Annotated in this window: 17 protein-coding genes; 11 read left to right on the plus strand and 6 right to left on the minus strand. The window is 45.5% G+C overall.

The window, feature by feature from the left end; translation table 11 throughout:
- Positions 1–20: 20 nt before the first annotated feature.
- Entirely contained in the window at positions 21–1,184 is a 1,164-nt protein-coding gene (locus tag RSC70_RS13645; protein ID WP_063585695.1) for an efflux RND transporter periplasmic adaptor subunit, read from the minus strand.
- Between the two features lie 578 nt (positions 1,185–1,762).
- Between RSC70_RS13645 and RSC70_RS13650 the strand changes: the two genes are divergently transcribed.
- Positions 1,763–2,377, plus strand: coding sequence for a TetR family transcriptional regulator (locus tag RSC70_RS13650; RefSeq protein ID WP_332542753.1), 615 nt, complete (start codon positions 1,763–1,765; stop codon positions 2,375–2,377).
- 60 nt (positions 2,378–2,437) lie between these two features.
- On the opposite strand, the gene uraH is transcribed toward RSC70_RS13650, so the two are convergent.
- Both uraH and RSC70_RS13660 read right to left on the minus strand, forming a co-directional pair.
- On the minus strand, positions 2,438–2,851 hold the full coding sequence (gene uraH / locus RSC70_RS13655; protein WP_025800598.1) for a hydroxyisourate hydrolase: 414 nt from the start codon (positions 2,849–2,851) through the stop codon (positions 2,438–2,440).
- Positions 2,852–2,980: 129 nt separating this feature from the next.
- Positions 2,981–3,376 (minus strand): (R)-mandelonitrile lyase, encoded by a 396-nt coding sequence (locus tag RSC70_RS13660; RefSeq protein ID WP_130970249.1) that lies wholly within the window; start codon positions 3,374–3,376, stop codon positions 2,981–2,983.
- A gap of 185 nt (positions 3,377–3,561) precedes the next feature.
- Here RSC70_RS13660 and RSC70_RS13665 point away from each other — a divergent pair, with 185 nt between their 5' ends.
- The 4 genes from RSC70_RS13665 to lldD all read left to right on the plus strand — a co-directional run bounded on the left by RSC70_RS13665 (position 3,562) and on the right by lldD (position 8,286).
- On the plus strand, positions 3,562–4,455 hold the full coding sequence (locus tag RSC70_RS13665; protein WP_332542755.1) for a LysR family transcriptional regulator: 894 nt from the start codon (positions 3,562–3,564) through the stop codon (positions 4,453–4,455).
- Between the two features lie 245 nt (positions 4,456–4,700).
- Positions 4,701–6,356 (plus strand): L-lactate permease, encoded by a 1,656-nt coding sequence (lldP, locus tag RSC70_RS13670; protein ID WP_332542756.1) that lies wholly within the window; start codon positions 4,701–4,703, stop codon positions 6,354–6,356.
- Positions 6,353–7,144, plus strand: a complete 792-nt coding sequence (lldR, locus tag RSC70_RS13675; RefSeq protein WP_025800594.1) for a transcriptional regulator LldR — start codon at positions 6,353–6,355, stop codon at positions 7,142–7,144. The genes lldP and lldR overlap by 4 nt, the downstream gene beginning before the upstream one ends.
- On the plus strand, positions 7,141–8,286 hold the full coding sequence (gene lldD, locus RSC70_RS13680; protein WP_025800593.1) for an FMN-dependent L-lactate dehydrogenase LldD: 1,146 nt from the start codon (positions 7,141–7,143) through the stop codon (positions 8,284–8,286). The genes lldR and lldD overlap by 4 nt, the downstream gene beginning before the upstream one ends.
- A 55-nt stretch (positions 8,287–8,341) precedes the next feature.
- On the opposite strand, the gene RSC70_RS13685 is transcribed toward lldD, so the two are convergent.
- Positions 8,342–9,796, minus strand: a complete 1,455-nt coding sequence (locus RSC70_RS13685; RefSeq protein WP_043491694.1) for an EmmdR/YeeO family multidrug/toxin efflux MATE transporter — start codon at positions 9,794–9,796, stop codon at positions 8,342–8,344.
- 364 nt (positions 9,797–10,160) lie between these two features.
- The gene (locus tag RSC70_RS13690) at positions 10,161–11,363 is read right to left on the minus strand and encodes an NAD(P)/FAD-dependent oxidoreductase (protein WP_332542757.1); all 1,203 of its coding nucleotides are present in this window, start codon (positions 11,361–11,363) and stop codon (positions 10,161–10,163) included.
- A gap of 234 nt (positions 11,364–11,597) precedes the next feature.
- On the opposite strand from RSC70_RS13690, the gene RSC70_RS13695 reads away from it, so the two are divergent.
- On the plus strand, positions 11,598–12,107 hold the full coding sequence (locus tag RSC70_RS13695) for an RrF2 family transcriptional regulator (protein WP_025800590.1): 510 nt from the start codon (positions 11,598–11,600) through the stop codon (positions 12,105–12,107).
- Between the two features lie 106 nt (positions 12,108–12,213).
- Here the strand turns inward: RSC70_RS13695 and RSC70_RS13700 are convergent, their stop codons facing one another.
- Entirely contained in the window at positions 12,214–12,930 is a 717-nt protein-coding gene (locus tag RSC70_RS13700) for a GNAT family N-acetyltransferase (protein ID WP_130933716.1), read from the minus strand.
- A 394-nt stretch (positions 12,931–13,324) separates the two neighbouring features.
- Between RSC70_RS13700 and RSC70_RS13705 the strand changes: the two genes are divergently transcribed.
- The 5 genes from RSC70_RS13705 (at position 13,325) to RSC70_RS13725 (ending at position 18,408) form a co-directional block, all read left to right on the plus strand.
- Entirely contained in the window at positions 13,325–14,143 is an 819-nt protein-coding gene (locus RSC70_RS13705; RefSeq protein ID WP_332542759.1) for a winged helix-turn-helix domain-containing protein, read from the plus strand.
- A gap of 12 nt (positions 14,144–14,155) precedes the next feature.
- The gene (locus RSC70_RS13710) at positions 14,156–14,647 is read left to right on the plus strand and encodes a FidL-like protein (RefSeq protein WP_282814496.1); all 492 of its coding nucleotides are present in this window, start codon (positions 14,156–14,158) and stop codon (positions 14,645–14,647) included.
- A gap of 330 nt (positions 14,648–14,977) precedes the next feature.
- The gene (locus RSC70_RS13715) at positions 14,978–15,418 is read left to right on the plus strand and encodes a GNAT family N-acetyltransferase (protein WP_040044508.1); all 441 of its coding nucleotides are present in this window, start codon (positions 14,978–14,980) and stop codon (positions 15,416–15,418) included.
- 347 nt (positions 15,419–15,765) lie between these two features.
- Positions 15,766–16,959 (plus strand): methionine gamma-lyase, encoded by a 1,194-nt coding sequence (megL, locus tag RSC70_RS13720; protein ID WP_332542763.1) that lies wholly within the window; start codon positions 15,766–15,768, stop codon positions 16,957–16,959.
- 165 nt (positions 16,960–17,124) lie between these two features.
- The gene (locus tag RSC70_RS13725; RefSeq protein WP_234619150.1) at positions 17,125–18,408 is read left to right on the plus strand and encodes an amino acid permease; all 1,284 of its coding nucleotides are present in this window, start codon (positions 17,125–17,127) and stop codon (positions 18,406–18,408) included.
- The last annotated feature ends 131 nt before the right edge of the window (positions 18,409–18,539 follow it).

Raw genomic sequence — 18,539 nt, forward strand, 5'->3', positions numbered from 1 at the left:
ATGAATTATCGCCGTAGCGATTACTGACCCTGAGACGCATTCGCCTGCAGATTCTGCTCTTCCGCTTTTACCGTCATTTCAGGACGTACTTTCTGTAGCCCACTGACGATCACGCGGTCACCGCTGTGCAATCCATCCGTCACCAACCATTTGTCACCGATTGCCTGCGCCGCGGTCACATTGCGCACTTCAACCTGACTCTTAGCGTTGACAAGCATCACCGAGGCCTCACCGCGCGGGTTACGCGTCACGCCCTGTTGGGGAACCAGCAACGCATCTTTTTGCATACCTTCATCAATGCGAGCACGCACAAACATCCCCGGTAAGAGATCGTGTTGAGGATTTGGGAACAAGGCGCGAATCGTGATCGAACCGGTGCTTTCATCAACGCTCACATCTGAAAATTGCAGTTGGCCTTTGAGTGGGTAAGGCTGGCCATTTTCCATCACCAGCGTGACCTGAGTTTGCAGCGCGCTTTTTTCCAGGCTTCCTTGGATGACGGCCTGCTTAAGGCGGATGAAGTCGTTGCTCGATTGGGTGACATCAACGTAAATAGGATCAAGCTGTTGCACGGTCGCCAGCGCATTGGCTTGTTCGGTGGTCACCAGCGCCCCTTCGGTGACGTTAGACTGCCCGATCCGCCCATCAATAGGAGAAGTCACCTTGGTATAGGCCAAATTGATACGAGCGGTTTCAACATTGGCTCTTGCCGCTTGGACATCAGCATCGGCTTGTTGCGCATTGGCCACCGCCGTATCGAATTCTTGTTGGCTAACATAGTGATCGCCAACCAACGGCTTATCTCGCTGGACGGTTAAATGAGCCAGTTTTGCTGCGGCAACAGCTTTGGCGAGCTCGCCTTGCGCACTGTCATAAGCGGCTTTGTAGGGAGCAGGATCGATTTGATACAACGATTCGCCACCACGAATATCACTACCCTCAGCGAAATTACGTTTGAGGATAATTCCTCCAACCTGCGGACGAACCTCAGCAACACGGTAAGCATCTGTACGCCCTGGTAATTCCGTCGTCACTTGCAGAGGTTCTGCTTTCAACGTCACCACCCCCACATGGGGCTGCGGCAGAGGCGCTTTGACCTCTTTATCATCACACCCAGACAACACGAAGCAGGCGGAAAGGAGAATCACTGAGGGCAGGAGAATAAACTCACTGTATTTCTTCATTGCTATTCCTTAAATAGTTCGATACGACGCCAGGCGTACATATAAATGGTAATAAGTTGTACGGGTATAATTCATACATCGTTCTTCTGATGGTTATAAACAACGTGTTCTGATAGAAAATAGTGAATGCCGCACTATTGATAAATCACATAAATGATTAACATTAAAAAATAAAAACAAAACTTATCCAGCGATACGAAAACAGAGTTGCAGCCCGCTATTTTTGAGGAAAAAGAGATTAACATCCAGATAAAAAACAAGAACACCCAGCTAATTATGTAAGTTTAATTATCAAAGCCACTTTATCTTTACGTTCATCTTGACGTTTAAATTCAAACAATTCCCCATGTAAATACCTCACAATTCAAACATACAAATTATTTATTATGAACCACCCAGACTTTCATGACTAATATGATTGCGAACAGACACGTTGGCTAGTTTAATTACGACTATTAATGGATAGCCAAATAATAAAATCAGAATGACAAACTGAATGCGTAGCGAATAGAATGATGCCCATCCTACAAAATCCTATCCTTCTCTGTAAATCACCGTCTTGGATGTTTGGTATCACTATGGCACGTAAAACTAAAGAGGATGCATTTATTACTCGCCAAAGAATAATAAATGTAGCAATCAGTGAATTTTCAACGCGTGGTTTTTCATCTACAACGCTAGGTGATATCGCCTGCTCTGCGGGGGTCACTCGAGGTGCAATTTACTGGCACTTTAAAAACAAAGAAGAGTTATTCAACGAAATATGGCAGCAGTCTGCACATTACTCACTCTATGTATCAGAAAAAATACACAGTGAAAACAAAGACAATCCTTTAAAGGCGTTACAAGAAACCCTCACCTATCTTCTACGCGCAGTGGTTAGCGATCCACAGCAAAAATCATTGATGGAAATAATATTCCATAAATGTGAATTCACAAAAGATATGACGCCAAGACACGAAATACGACGCATGGTCTATTTTGAGGAAGAGAGATTATCCAACACGCTAAAACGTTGTGTTACATTAAATCAATTGCCATCCACATTAAATATCCCCCAATCAATAGTAATCATTCGTGCATATATGAGTGGGCTTATAGAGAATTGGTTATTATCTTCTAAGAACTACGATCTCGGTAGTAACGCATCGGGATTAGTTAATAACTTAATAACCTTGCTTAAACTGCAATAAATAAAAAGGCCGCAAACAAATGCGACCCAGTAAAAATATGAATGTTAAACGCAAAACGTATTAACTTCCACGATATGTTGAGTAGCCATATTGACTCAGCAGCAAAGGCACATGTAAATGTTGGTTAGTTTTAATGACGTGAAACACAACAGGTATTTCTGGGAAGAACGTCTCTTGTTTAAGTTTTGAGAAATACTCACCCGTTTTGAACGTCACTTTATAATCTCCCAACGCCATATTTTTCCCCTGCGGGTAAAGTGCTGGAATACGCCCATCATTGTCAGTGACTCCACTTGATAAACTCACCCAGCGATCGCCCTCTTTATGTTCTAGCGTAACGGCAACACCGGCAGAAGGCAGTCCAGTCTGCTGATTTAATATATGCACGCTAAGCGGATTTTTAGCCTGTTCCGCAAACACCGTGGTAGACAAAGAGATAAGCGAGGTCAGAAGCGCGATTTTCAACAATTTCATGCGTTAATCCTTTTTGTTTTGTCTTGAACATTGAATCTAGCACGCGAAAAACGCGATCTGCCTTTATCACAAAAAGTTTAACAATGAACTCATGAGCATGATGAAACCGCAGTTCTGCCGTGTGTAGCACTATTTGCGATACTGCTCATCCGTCACTTTTTCCATCCACTCCACCACGCTGCCATTCAATGACTCGGCAATCGCAATGTGTGTCATGGCGGTTTCTGATGTAGCACCATGCCAGTGTTTAACGCCTTCAGGGATCCAAACAATATCACCTGGGCTAATTTCCTGAATCTCTTTACCTAATTCCTGTACCCATCCGCGACCTTGGGTAACGATCAGCGTTTGTCCCAATGGATGTGTATGCCATGCGGTACGCGCACCGGGTTCAAAGGTCACTGTGGCTCCGCCTACGCGCGCAGGATCTTCAGCCTGAAATAGGCCGTCGATACGCACACGACCGGTAAAATAATCATCTGAACCAACCAATGAAGCCTGCGAACCGTTATGGATAATTTTCATATTTTCCTCTTCTTTAAACTCATACGGCCAAGCCAATCAAGCGCTGAAGCCATTAATACTCTGTCTGGCCTAAACGTTACCCCGATTCAAACAACGTAACTAGATAGCTAAATGCGCAAGGAGCTATGAGTAAAATTCATAAATAGGCCTATACTTGCGCTATCTTGAGCCAAAAGGCCTGCAAAATGCTGAAAGAAAACTTTAACGATCTGATCTCTTTTCTCGTCATCGCCAGAGAACGCAGCTTTACCAAAGCCGCAGCGAAATTAGGCGTATCGCAGTCGGCACTTAGCCATTCCATTCGCGGGCTTGAAGAGCGTCTTGATATTCGTTTACTCACCCGCACTACGCGCAGCGTAGCGCCAACGGAAGCCGGTGAGAAACTCGCCAACAGTCTTGAACCACGGTTTCGCGAGATTGAAAGCGAGTTAGATGCCTTACGTGATATGCGCGACACCCCAGCGGGAAATATTCGTATTACCGCCGGAGAGCACGCCGTAGATTCTGTTCTGTGGCCATTTTTGAAATCGTTCCTTGCCAACTATCCCGATATCAACGTTGAAATCGTGGCTGATAATTCCCTGACCGATATCGTTAATGGGCGCTTTGATGCTGGTGTTCGCCTTGGCGAGCAAGTCGCTAAAGACATGGTTGCCGTGCGAATTGGCCCCGATATGCGAATGGTAGTGGTGGGTTCGCCTCAGTATCTCCAGCAACACAACAGCCCTTCTACACCACAGGAACTGCAAAACCATCGCTGTATCAACATGCGCTTACCCACGCGAGGTGGACTGTATGCATGGGAGTTTGAGAAAGACGGGCAAGAGCTGAGGGTTCGTGTTGATGGGCAACTGACGTTTAACAGCCTACGCCAGCGTATTGATGCGGCCGTGGTTGGCTTTGGCTTAGCCTATGTGCCTGAGGATTCAGTGCAAAACGAGCTCGCCGATGGGCGGTTAGTTCAAGTACTTGACGCATGGTGTAACACATTCCCCGGTTACTATCTTTATTATCCAAGCCGCAAACAGCACACCACGGCATTTTCCTTATTCGTCGACGCGCTGCGCTACTCGTCTTAAGATTTAACATTTGCCCAGCGGCAAAGTCCGCTGGTGCTAATCCCCACCCCTTCACCGCCTCTCTTTGGTCGTACCAATCCAACTAAAAACGTGAGCATTAGCGGCAGAAAAATAAAAAAAGTAAACGCTATCGTTGCAAGAAATTAACAAAAGATTAACCATTGAACACTATAACAGTGACCCGCCCAATTTGGTCAGACCAATGGAGCGGAACAATAAAGTGTCTGTTCTCTGGAGATACCTGCATGCAAGTTTGGCAACAAGTTTACGACCCCATCGGGAATATCTGGCTATCCAGCCTCATCGCCGCGTTACCCATTTTGTTCTTCTTTTTTGCGTTAATAAAACTCAAACTCAAAGGCTATATTGCCGCCACGATTACGGTAGGCATTGCACTTTTGGTGGCGCTGTTTTTCTACCAAATGCCCGCCGACCGCGCCTTCGCCTCCGTCATTTATGGTTTTTTTTATGGTTTATGGCCAATCGCTTGGATCATTATTGCCGCCGTATTTGTATACAAAATCTCGGTAAAAACAGGGCAGTTTGACATCATCCGTTCTTCCATTCTTTCCATCACGCCGGATCAGCGTTTGCAAATGCTGATTGTTGGTTTCTGCTTCGGTGCATTTTTGGAAGGTGCCGCAGGTTTTGGTGCGCCCGTGGCGATCACCGCAGCGCTGCTGGTAGGTTTAGGCTTTAATCCGCTTTATGCCGCTGGCCTTTGCCTTATCGTGAACACCGCGCCGGTTGCCTTCGGTGCAATGGGCATCCCTATTATTGTGGCTGGACAAGTTACTGGCCTAGACAGCTTTGAAATTGGCCAGATGGTGGGACGCCAACTGCCTTTCTTGACCATCATCGTGCTGTTTTGGATTATGGCTATCATGGATGGCTGGCGCGGTATCAAAGAGACTTGGCCTGCGGTGGTGGTTGCCGGTGGTTCGTTTGCCGTCGCCCAATACCTGAGCTCTAACTTTATCGGGCCTGAGCTGCCGGATATCATTTCATCGTTAGTGTCATTAGTGTGCCTCACAACGTTCCTGCGCGTATGGCAGCCAAAGCGCATCTTCCGTTTTAACGATGTGGGCGCATCCGTCACCGATCAAACGCTCGCGCGCCAGAACTACACGGCCAAACAGGTTGTGTGCGCGTGGATGCCTTTTATTTTCCTGACCGCGACGGTCACTATCTGGAGTATTCCACCGTTCAAGGCATTGTTTGCCAAAGGTGGCGCATTACAGGATTGGGTGTTTAACTTCTCCGTTCCTCTGCTGGATAAGCTGGTAGCAAAAATGCCGCCGGTGGTAGCAGAAAGCATGCCTTATGCTGCGGTATATAAGCTCGATTGGCTCTCGGCAACCGGTACGGCCATTATGGTGGCGGCGGTTATCTCGGTTATCTATCTGCGCATGAAACCGCAGGCCGCGGTAGCGACGTTCTTCTCCACGATGAAAGAACTGGCGCTACCGATTTACTCCATCGGGATGGTTTTGGCTTTTGCATTCATCTCTAACTATTCAGGTTTGTCTGCAACGCTGGCGCTGGCTTTGGCGCACACCGGCGACGCATTCACCTTCTTTTCACCGTTCCTTGGCTGGCTAGGCGTATTCCTTACCGGTTCGGATACCTCATCAAACGCGCTGTTCGCGGCCCTTCAGGCGACAACCGCGCAGCAAATCGGTGTTTCAGATGTTCTGCTGGTTGCAGCAAACACCACCGGCGGCGTGACAGGGAAAATGATTTCACCGCAGTCTATCGCCATTGCCTGCGCCGCCGTTGGGCTGGTTGGTAAAGAATCTGATCTGTTTCGCTTCACGGTGAAACATAGCCTGATATTCACCTGCATGGTGGGTGTGATCACCACGCTACAGGCGTATCTGCTAACTTGGATGATTCCATGACGTCATTGCCGCAACCTCGCCTTGCCGATCATTTAGTTGAGCGCGTTAAGGCGATTATTCACGAACGTAATCTGGAGGCGGGCATGCGTTTGCCCGCAGAAAGACAGCTCGCCGCCGAACTGGGGGTGTCTCGTTCATCACTGCGAGAGGCCATTCAGAAACTGATCAGTGAAAATATTCTGATCAGCCGGCGTGGCGGCGGCACCTACGTGCGCTTTGAGCTACAGCCTTGGTCGGAACAACGTATCGTGGAACCTTTGCGAACGCTGGTCGCCGAGGACCCCAACTATCGTTATGACATCCTCGAAGCCCGACACGCGATTGAAGCCAGCACCGCATGGCACGCTGCAATGCGAGCCACCGACGCCGACAAAGAAAAACTCCAATACTGTTTTGATGCAACGCTGAAACTGAAAGAAAGCGATAACCCCGATCTCGCGGCACAGGCCGATGTACGTTTCCATCTGGCCATCGCCGAAGCCTCACACAACGTGGTGTTACTGCAAACCATGCGCGGCTTTTTCGATTTAATGCAGTCGTCAGTGATGCATAGCCGACAGCGCATGTACACCGTACCCACCATTTTCTCTCGACTCACTGAGCAACATAACGAGTTGCTTGAGGCCATTCTGGCCGGCGATCCCGAGCGTGCTAGCAAAGCGGCAAAATCACACCTCGGTTTCGTTCACTCCACCATAAAAAATCTGCATGAAGACGAAGCGCGGCAGGCCCGTATCACTCGCCTGCCCGACGAAGAAACAAATGTAACAAGGGAAGGAAATCCATGATTATTTCAGCAGCAACCGACTACCGCGCCGCGGCGCAACGCAAACTGCCTCCGTTTTTGTTTCACTACATTGACGGCGGCGCTTATGCCGAACACACCCTACGACGCAACGTAGAAGATCTGTCGCAGGTAGCGTTACGGCAGCGCGTACTGAAAAATATGTCGGCGCTGAGCCTTGAGACTCAATTATTCAATGAAAAACTCGCCATGCCTGTTGCGCTTGGTCCCGTTGGATTATGCGGGATGTACGCACGTCGCGGTGAGGTTCAAGCCGCTCGCGCCGCTGATAATAAAGGCATTCCGTTTACGCTTTCCACGGTTTCCGTTTGCCCTATCGAAGAAGTTACACCGGCGATTAATCGCCCCATGTGGTTTCAGCTGTATGTGCTGAAAGATCGCGGATTTATGCGTAATGCCTTAGAACGCGCCAAAGCAGCAGGCTGTTCAACGCTGGTGTTTACGGTAGATATGCCGACGCCGGGCGCGCGTTATCGTGACGCCCATTCAGGAATGAGCGGCCCTAATGCCGCGATGCGTCGCTATCTGCAATCGATGACGCATCCAGCCTGGGCGTGGGACGTGGGGCTCAATGGCCGACCACACGATTTGGGCAATATTTCCGCCTATCTCGGTAAACCGACGGGGCTCGAAGATTACATCGGCTGGCTGGCGACTAACTTCGATCCGTCGATTTCTTGGAGCGATTTAGAGTGGATCCGTGATTTTTGGGACGGCCCAATGGTGATTAAAGGCATTTTGGATGCCGAAGATGCGCGTGATGCAGTCCGCTTCGGCGCAGATGGCATCGTGGTATCGAATCATGGCGGTCGCCAATTAGACGGCGTTTTATCGTCTGCCCGCGCCCTGCCCGCGATTGCTGATGCGGTTAAAGGAGAGATTAAAATTCTTGCCGATAGCGGTATTCGCAGCGGTTTAGACGTGGTGAGAATGATCGCCCTCGGTGCTGATTCCGTATTATTAGGCCGCGCCTATTTGTATGCGCTAGCCACCGCCGGACAAGCCGGCGTAGAAAATCTGTTGGGCTTAATTGAAAAAGAGATGCGCGTTGCGATGACGCTGACAGGGGCGAAATCAATTGCTGAAATTAGCCGCGACTCTTTGGTACAGGAAGGATTGAGCTAATTGATTCATCAATCTCCCCCCGGTTACGGGGGGAGGAATATCGTCAACGACTGACCTATTCTGTTTTATTGGTATCAATTTCCACGATTTCAGGCTGAATACGAGGATATTTCCATAGCCAGCGACCGCTGACCATTCGCCAATAGAAGCAGACGCCGCGCACTGCCCAGTCAAAGAACATGCCCAGCCAAACGCCAACGACCCCCATGCCAAGTACAACGCCTAACGTATAGCCTGCCACTACGCGACAGCCCCACATTCCAAGCATTGAAATCCACATGGCGAAGCGAACATCACGTGCGCCTTTAAGCCCAGCCGGAAGCACCCACGATGCAGCCCAGATCGGCATAAATGCGGCATTGAGCCACAGCAATATTTTAACCACGTCGATAACATCGGACTCTTGCGTATAGAAAGATGCAAACAGGCCTGCAAAAGGTGCGGTTCCCCAAGCAATAATAGTTAAGACAATAGTTGATAACCAGAACACATAACGCAGCTGACGTTCAGCTTGGCCTATTTGCCCTTTGCCCAAGCGTCGTCCAACGATAATCGTTGAAGCGGAGCCCAACGCATTGCCGGGTAGGTTGATTAATGCCGCTACAGAAAAGGCAATAAAGTTACCCGCAATAACGTTGGTGCCCATACCGGCCACAAACATTTGGGTTAGGAGCTTACCGCCGGTAAACAGCACCGATTCAATACTGGCAGGAATACCAATGCCCAAAACCTCCCACAGAATATTCAGCTTCAGCGGTTTAAAATAACTTTTCAGCGAAATACGCAGCGCAGGGTTAAAACCCTTTAACAGCACGTAAATAATGCAGGCCGCGCCGATATAACGAGAGAGCGTTAGCCCAAGCCCTGCACCGATAAAACCAAGCCCACCCCAGCCAAAGATGCCGTAAATCAGTACGCTACTGATCATGATGTTCAGGATATTCATCCCACCGTTAACCAGCAGGGGAATTTTTGTATTACCGGCACCGCGCAGCGCCCCGCTACCGATGAGCGCAATGGCCGCCGCGGGATAACTCCACACCGTGGTTTGCAGATAAGACAGCGCTAACGTTTTGACTTCTGGCGTCGCATCACCCGCGATGACATCAATAATGTGTTCACCCGCCAAATGAATACCCGCAGCCAGCAGCAAAGCAACAACCGTCATCAATACCAGTGATTGCCTTGCGGCGGCGCGCGCTCGACGGCGATCGCGTGTTCCCAAACTAAAGGCGACCACCACGGTCGTCCCTAGGTCAACGGCAGCAATGAAAGAAATAATCACCATATTAAAACTATCGGCAAGCCCAACACCTGCCATCGCTTCTTTGCCAATCCAGCTAACGAGAAAAGTACTGAGGACGCCCATCAGTAACACACAGGCATTTTCTACCAAGATAGGAACAGCAAGCGGCGTTATTTCTCGCCAGAATAGAACCCGATAACTTTTTCTTTTCGCATACCAACGCGTATTGGCTACGCGTTGACGCAGTACTGCATGTAAGTTCAAGATTAGCCTACAAAATTGGAGTGAAACCACGTTTCAAATAATGATTTATAGATACTTATTCTGCAAAGTATTTTTTGTATCCTACTGTTGTCGCTAAAACGGGACAAAGGCGATTTATGGCATAACAATAAGGAATGGCAAAAAGCTTACTTAAACTAAGGCATTGTAAAAAGAGAGAATTAGCGTGAGGGGGATAATAATTTCGCTGGCAGGGTTATAACGTAGAAAACAATAATGAGTTATTGGTATACGTTTTTATTATTAATAGAAAATGATATTTGAGCCACGCTAAAATTCGACAATAGAACATCGCATGACTCAGAAAAGCTAGGGCAAGCTCAAAGCCTGCCCCTCGTCGACGTGGTTATACAAACGCGGCCAACGGATCTGCCGCCGCAAAAGCAACATCGCGCTCTGCTTTTGGTGGGTAGATCAGCTCATTGGTAATCGAGATTTTAATCTTTTTAGCTTCATCGCGAACCGAGTCGACTTTTTGCTCCCAGCCCTGCGTGAAGACTGCGCCCCACGCGCCTAAATCAAGGCAGGTCACATAGTTTTCCTGGCGGTAAGCAACGCCAGAAGCGCCAATAAGATCGGCGGCAACGTTATTACCGGCAAATTTCCCCAGTTGAATCGCATGCTGACAGGTCATCAGCGCTTTATGCCCTAAACTATCGGTTGCGGCATGGGCAACATCTCCAGTGGCATAAACGCCCGGCAATCCACGAACCTGCAAGTTTTCATCAACCAGCAAGCGACCTTGGCTATCACGTTCAGCCTCCAACTGCTGTGTTAGTGCGCTGGCCTCTACACCAACGGTCCACACCACGGTAGCAGTATCAATGCGTGTTCCATCCTTCAGCGTCACGCCATTGGCATCAATAACTTCGACTTCCGCATTCAGCTTCCACTCAATACCTAACTCTTCAGAAGCTTGAGCGATGACATCACGTAATTCAGCGCTGAACCGACTGCCGATTTCGGCACCACGTTCAACTACGATAACTTTAGTCTTCGTATCCTCGCCTAATAACGCTTTAAGACGTGAAGGAAGCTCCGTTGCCAACTCAATACCAGTAAATCCGCCGCCGCATACGACAACGGTATTACGCGCTTCACTCGGCTCTTGATTCGATAAATTTTGCAGGTGATTTTCAAACTTCTGGGCCGATTCTAACTGATCAATATCGAAGGCATATTTCTGCGCACCTTCAACCAACGACTTCTTCACACGACTACCACTGGCTAGCACTAACCGGTCATACGATACCGAAGCGGCATTTCCTGCACCGTCACGGTATGAAACAGTTTTATTTTTATAATCAATCTGTTCTGCACTTCCCTGCAGGAAGTTGACACCAATTTCACCAAACAGTGGCAGCAAAGGAGAAACTAACGTGGCTACTTTATCTTCATAAAATCGCGGACGAACGCGCAGTTCTGGCTGCGGTGCTAAGACGGTGATTTCGATATCACGACGATTATTCAGATGTGCTAAACGCGCAGCGCTGATAGCGGCCCACATGCCAGAAAAACCAGCGCCAACGATAAGAATACGGTTATTCATGCTTTGCTACCTTTTGATTATTTGATCATCTACTTCAATAACTACGACTATACATGTCGCCGTTAACTCCGACAACATGTTTCGGAGTTAACGGCAGCGCTTAGTCAGTGAGATCTCCTAATTATTTGATTTTAAAGTCATTAAAATTACACCTAAGACTATACATCACGCATACCTTTGCAGATCGTGCGGTTCCATGTATTCTTACTAAGAATTTAATAAGCGGAGTTTGATATGGCATTCTATAGTTCAGGCGTGGAATATGGCCTTCATAGCCTGTTATGCATGGTCGACAGCAAAGGCGACGATCGTGAAATGAATGTGCGTGAGATGGCAGAGCTTCAAGGTGTTCCCTTCGATTACCTCGCCAAAATTTTTACCCGTCTTTCACGTGCCGGATTAGTGGTCAGCACCGAAGGTAAAGGGGGAGGATTCCGCTTAGCGAGAGCGCCTGAGCTCATTACCGCGCTTGACGTTGCTCAGGCCATTGATGGCTCCAAAACAGTGTTTGAATGCAAAGAAATTCGTCAACGCCTAGCCGTTTTTGAGGAAACACCTCCGGCTTGGGCGTGCGAAGGTCCATGCAGCATTCGCGCGGTGATGGATAGCGCCCAGCAACGCATGGAAGAAGAGTTGGCTCGTCATACGATTTTAGATTTGGCTCGGCGCACATTCCGCAAAGCGCCTGACACTTTCGCTATCGAAATTCAGGACTGGATTTCAGAGCGTCGCAGTTCAAGATAAATTCTCAGCAAATTATCGCCGGATACTTCTGAAGAAAATAAAAGACGCCCAAGAGCGTCTCAATAGATTTATTGCGAATAAGAGTTATATTCAGAAAAGAATAATCTCATGCCACGTTGTTATTTCTAATTTCATTTAGGCTCTGGCGTTGCTGGCCTTGATTATCAAAATTATCCGAGCTTAACCAAGAGACAAGTGCATTTCGAACTTCTGGCCATTCTTCATCGATAATCGAAAACCATGCGGTATCTCGGGTTCTTCCTTTATAGACCGTGGCATTACGGAATAATCCTTCAAATTTAAACCCTAAGCGCAATGCAGCTTTACGCGACCCTTCATTCAGGGAGTCGCATTTCCACTCATAGCGGCGGTAATGGAGGTTATCCATGACATATGACATCAACAGAAACTGTGCTTCCGTCGCCATACGAGTGCGCATTAATGCTCTTGAATAAACTACCCACCCCATTTCAATTACGCCATTTTTCGCATCAATGCGCATGAGTGCAACGGTACCAATCGCCTTACCCGTCGCTAAATCAACAACCGCATAGTGCAGTGGATCCACTGAAGCTAAGATTGCATTGAAGTGCCGTTCAAACTCCGGTCGATCGTTAAACGGGCCAGCAGGAAGATATGTCCAATCCTTTTCTGATCCGGGCAATTGATAAGCCTCGAACAGATCATCAGCATGAGCAGCGGATACCCTTTCTAACCGACAATACTGCCCGTTAAGGACAGATTGAGTTGGCGCATCACATCCATTCCAATGAGGTAAGCTATGCCCTACAGGCTGGTTGAACTGATTATATTCATTATTCATAACTAATGTTTTCTCTGTGTAGAGTACCGTAATGCCATTGTATCTTATTATCATAAAAATAATAACCACGGCCTCATATAATGAAAATAAAATTAAATGTATATATACCCATATCCAATTAAGATATATCCTATAATACAAATACAATATTTAACAAAATAAAAACAGCTAACACCTCACTACATAAACACTATTTACATTAATAAGACTTTTCCTGTTCAGATTATTCTTACAGTGAAAATAATGATTGAATAGCCATTCAATAACTGTGTATTACGTATGAAAATTTATCTCGTTGCGGATTTTTATTTAAAAAAAGATCTCAATACATATCTTGATAATATTGTTATCTGTCACTTATACTCTATTAAACTATAAATGTTCTGGTGAGATTATGATCTACCGAATCAGTCACTCTATTATCTATACCCCAGATGACGGTAGCATAAAGCTCATCAGCGACGATCCGAGCTATTTTTCAACCGGTGAGATTACGCTAGCGCCCACGGCTAACCGCCTACTTAGCCTACTCATCGCTCATCATGGCAGCATCCTGCAACGCGATGAACTACTTGAGCAAGTTTGGGACGCTCATGGTTTAAAAGCGTCTAACAATAGCCTAAACCAGTATGTCAGCATGCTTCGCCGCAACTTTGCCGATCTTGGCATCGAAGAAGTGGTGATCGTGACGATTCCCACGGTTGGCTTTATGTTCAGCAAGGATATCGATGTCTCCATTGAAAGTTCTTTGCCCATTGAACCTTCAACAGCAGAAAAAGCAGCGCCTGAGATTATTACGGATACGGGCGAAGCACTATCCACAGCAGCACCAAATTCTAAGGCTGTAGTAAAAAACAAGTGGCAGAAGTTCATCATAAGTGCCTTGGTTTTCTTAACTCTCGCCAACGGAATCTATTATTTTCTCTCAGTCACTCCGAGCCCTTCTTTCGAAAGCCGCTATCTGGTCGGGAAAATAGATTCATGCCCAGTTTACAGCTTTTACCATACCGATAGAACGAATAGAGATAAGCTTCTCGCCCTTGCGAATGATAGCTTAAAAAACTCAGATCTCAGCTGTCGCTTAGGCAGCGATATTTATCTTAAAGTTGGGGATTCTGCACTTCAGGGTAAAAAAGCAATGATCTTCGTTTCTATCTGTGAACAGATAAATGATGACAAGTATTCCAGCTGCCATAGCAACTATACTAATTAAGTGATGAATACGATGAAAAAAATATTCTGTGTTGTTTTGGCAATTAATCTTATTCTTGCACTGTGGGTTTATTTTGCACCGCATACCGCATCACATAAGGAAAAACTGGATATATTTTGTGAGTCTACCCTTAAACTCAGCACCAATCGAGATAATGAAAATGTACCTTTTCATTTTTCAGGCACCGTTTTAGTTCGTTTTAAACCTGATTCAACTGGATATATCGGATTATCTGGCGATGCTGAATACAATGGAACTAATTATTATGTTGCTAGAGAAGTTGGATTCCAATACCAACCTAAAGATACTAACAATATACTTTCAATAAAATTAAATGCACAACACGTAGCAGCACGTGACAACACGCCCACGCAGCTCATTGAAAACAATATCACTGGGAAGCCGAACGCTGATTTAGTGTATGTTGTACGCCGCGCTAACAACAACACTTATAGCATTGGTAATATGTATAGCCCTATTATTATGTGTGTTGATAAATCTTAACGGTCTTACCTTCTTCCAAATAACTAAAAAACGGCGCAAGCCATCGATTATGCAGTATAAAAATCTATAAATGATATTTTTTTAGATGCTTTCACCAAAAACATTCATTTTCTATTTATAAATATAAAAGAAGCGTTCGACGCAATATCATAAACTTATCGGTTTAATGATGTATTAAATGATACGTGCTTATTCAGTCCTATGACAAAGATAAAAATTATCCTAAGCAGATAGTTTTTTACGCTACACTTATTTCGTATTGAATATACGTGCTAAATACAACATTGTGCGAGAGTTATAATATTTTCTTTATCAAGATAAGGATACACAATGAAAATTTTAAAAGCCCAGCCAGAAGATGTAAAAAAAATCCTTCCTTTATATCTTGGATACCGCAAATTTTATGAAGTCAGCGAATCTAAAGAAGCCGCCGAGGAATTTCTGACAAACCGTATTACGCTCGGTGAATCAGTCATTTACTACGTAGAAGATAATGGAAAAGCCGTAGGGTTTACTCAGCTTTATCCGCTGTTCTGCTCACTAGAAATGAAACGAATCTGGTTGCTTTATGATTTGTATGTAGCGCCAGAGGCAAGAAAACACGGTGTTGCTAAACAACTCATTGAACGTGCTGATCAGTTAGCCAAAGAAACAAACTCTGCTTTCATTATGCTTAGCACCGCGACTGATAATACAAAAGCACAGGCACTATACGAAAATAACGGGTATGTCCGCGACGAAGCATTCTACGTTTATAATAAATTAGTTTAATAAAAATAATTGGGGCTTCTGCGTATTATTCATGAATGGAGCCCCAACGTCTCCTTTTAATCTAAAAATTTATCACGATAATCATAAAACACATTAATTAATCCTGGTTTAAAATTCTATTTTATTTTATAGATTGATTTTTATTTTTAAATTTTAAATTTTAAATTTTAAATTTTAAATTTAAAAAACTATTTTTCATACTGTAAATAATATTTCCATTACTGGTAATAAAATTGACATAAAAGAATTAAAATATAATAAAACACATATACTTCAATAGATTAAATTCTGGCACAGCCATTGCTATATCCATTAGGACATTACCTAACCTAATGAGGCAACGAAGTATGAAACTGCACGACAAAGGCTATAACACTAAAATCATCCATGCAGGACAGCATCCCGATGCAACAACCGGTGCGCTAGCCACACCTATTTTTCAGACTTCTACATTCGTATTCGAAAACGCTAAACAAGGTGCCGCTAGGTTTGCCCTTGAGGAGCCCGGATATATCTACACACGCCTTGGGAACCCAACGCAAACAGCTCTTGAAGAAAAAATTGCCATGTTAGAGGGAGGTGAAGCTGCGCTTGCCACCGCATCAGGGATGGCCGCTATTTCATCAACGCTGCTAACGCTGTGCGGACAAGGCGATCATATCGTTGCTTCAGAGGCAATATATGGTTGTACCCATGCGTTGTTATCACACAGCATGCCCAAATTCGGGATAGAAGTTACTTTCGTCGATGCTGCCAATATAGAGAACATCAAAGCAGCAATAAAACCGAATACCAAAGTGATTTATATTGAAACTCCTGCCAATCCTACCTTATCTATTATTGATATCGAGCAAAGCGCCAAACTTGCTCATGCCAACGATGCATTATTAGTCGTTGATAACACGTTTATGTCACCCTATTGTCAAAACCCACTTAAATTTGGCGCTGATATCGTAGTTCACAGCGTGACTAAATATATTAATGGTCACGGTGATGTCATCGGTGGGGTGATCGTCGGTGACCAAGAATTCATCAATCAGGCGCTCTTTGTCGGCGTCAAAGATATAACAGGTGGCTGCATCAGTCCTTTCAACGCGTGGCTCACGCTACGTGGATTAAAAACATTGGCCGTTCGCATGGAACGCCACTGCCAGAATGCCATGCAGGTGGCGAAATTTTTATCCTCGCATTCTGCCGTCACAAAGGTTTATTATCCCGGCCTGCCAGAACACCCAAACTATGAATTGGGCAAAAAACAGATGTCGAATTTTGGCGCTGTGATTAGCTTTGAAATCAAAGGGGGCGTTGAAGCGGGGCAAACAGTGATGGACTCCGTTGAGCTATGCCTGCTTGCAGTCAGCCTTGGCGATACTGAAACCTTGATTCAGCATCCTGCGTCTATGACGCATTCACCTATGTTACCAGAGGAAAGAATGAAAGCCGGTATTACCGATGGCCTAATAAGAATATCTGTAGGACTTGAAGATCCTGAAGATATCATCGCTGACCTCGAACAAGCTTTTAATAAGGCGATTTATTAACCTTTACTCATTTGTCCTCTTAGCAGCCACCGCACCCACACGATAGGGAAAACTATCATCATGCCGTGGCTGCACCAAGGGGAAACAGCCTGAGTGCGCACATATAAAACAGATAGGCACCGGCTGCAATTTTGACTCTCTCGATTATTCAGACAGGAGTAACTCATGTCGACCATTGCTTCTCTAAGTGAAACAAAGCGGCAATACAAAAGCGTTCCTCTCACGGCCTATGATATTGGCTGGATATTACTGTGCATCGGCATGGCTATTGGGGCAGGAACCGTGTTAGTTCCAGTACAAATCGGTTTGAAAGGTATTTGGGTATTTATCGTCGCATTTTTAATCGCCTACCCTGCTACTTACATGTTACAGAATCTTTATATGAAAACGCTCTCAGAGAGCGATATCTGTGAAGACTACTCCAACATTATTACCCAGTACCTTGGCAAAAACTGGGGCATAGCTCTGGGGATCATCTATTTCATCATGCTGGTCCACGGCATGTTTATCTATTCTATTTCAGTAATTTACGATAGTGCATCATATTTAAAAACGTTTGGGGTAACGGATCAGATTCTGTCTAACTCTGCTGTATATAAACTCATCGTTTTTATGGTGCTAGTGTTTATTGCTTCTCGCGGTGAACGCTTGCTATTTAAAATATCAGGGCCGATGGTTGTCATAAAAGTGGGCATTATTATTTTGCTCGGCTTAGTGATGATCCCTCACTGGGATTTGAATAATATTACCGCATTCCCTGAAATAGGTGTTTTTTGTCGAGACGTGTTGTTAACAGCTCCTTTTGCTTTCTTCTCTGCTGTGTTTGTACAAATCTTAAATCCAATGAACATTGCCTATAGAAAAAGAGAGGAGGATAAGCAGCTTGCCACTTATAAAGCCATCCGCGTACATCGCATTTCCTATATTATCCTCATTAGTATAATAATATTCTTTTCATTCTCGTTTACCTTCTCAATGAGCCACGAGCAGGCCGTAGAAGCCTTTAACTTGAATATTTCTGCTCTCGCTATGGCAGCAAAGGTTATCCCCGGAACGCTTGTCCACGTGATGACAACTCTGCTAAATATTTTCGCAGTATTAACCGCGTTCTTGGGTATCTATTTAGGTTTTCAAGAAGCCGTTAAAGGTATTTTAGTTAATATCATCCAGCGATTCATTCCAGAAGAGAGAATCAACCATAAAGCGCTTGGGCTTGGCGTTTATATTTTTATCGTCCTTTTGCTATTTGCTTGGGTTTCTCTTGGTTTCTCCGTGGTGATCTTCTTCCATATCGGCAGCCCACTCTACGGCATCGTATCATGTTTAATCCCGTGCTACCTTGTCTATAAAGTAAAAAAATTACATAAATTCAAGGGAGTGCAAACATGGTGTGTGTTAGCGTTTGGCATCCTGCTGGTCATATCACCTTTCCTTAAATTTTTCGAATAGCGGTTAGTCCATTCCAAAAATCTCTCAGTATTGTGATGTCCGGCGGGTACCAAATCACTCGCCGGACAATCTGCAATTGCTCAACGAACAAACATTGTTACCATAGTCGTCATACATTTGACTCTGGTGGT

The organism is Hafnia sp., from assembly GCF_036648275.1.
In the GTDB taxonomy this organism is placed as follows: Bacteria; Pseudomonadota; Gammaproteobacteria; order Enterobacterales; family Enterobacteriaceae; genus Hafnia; species Hafnia alvei.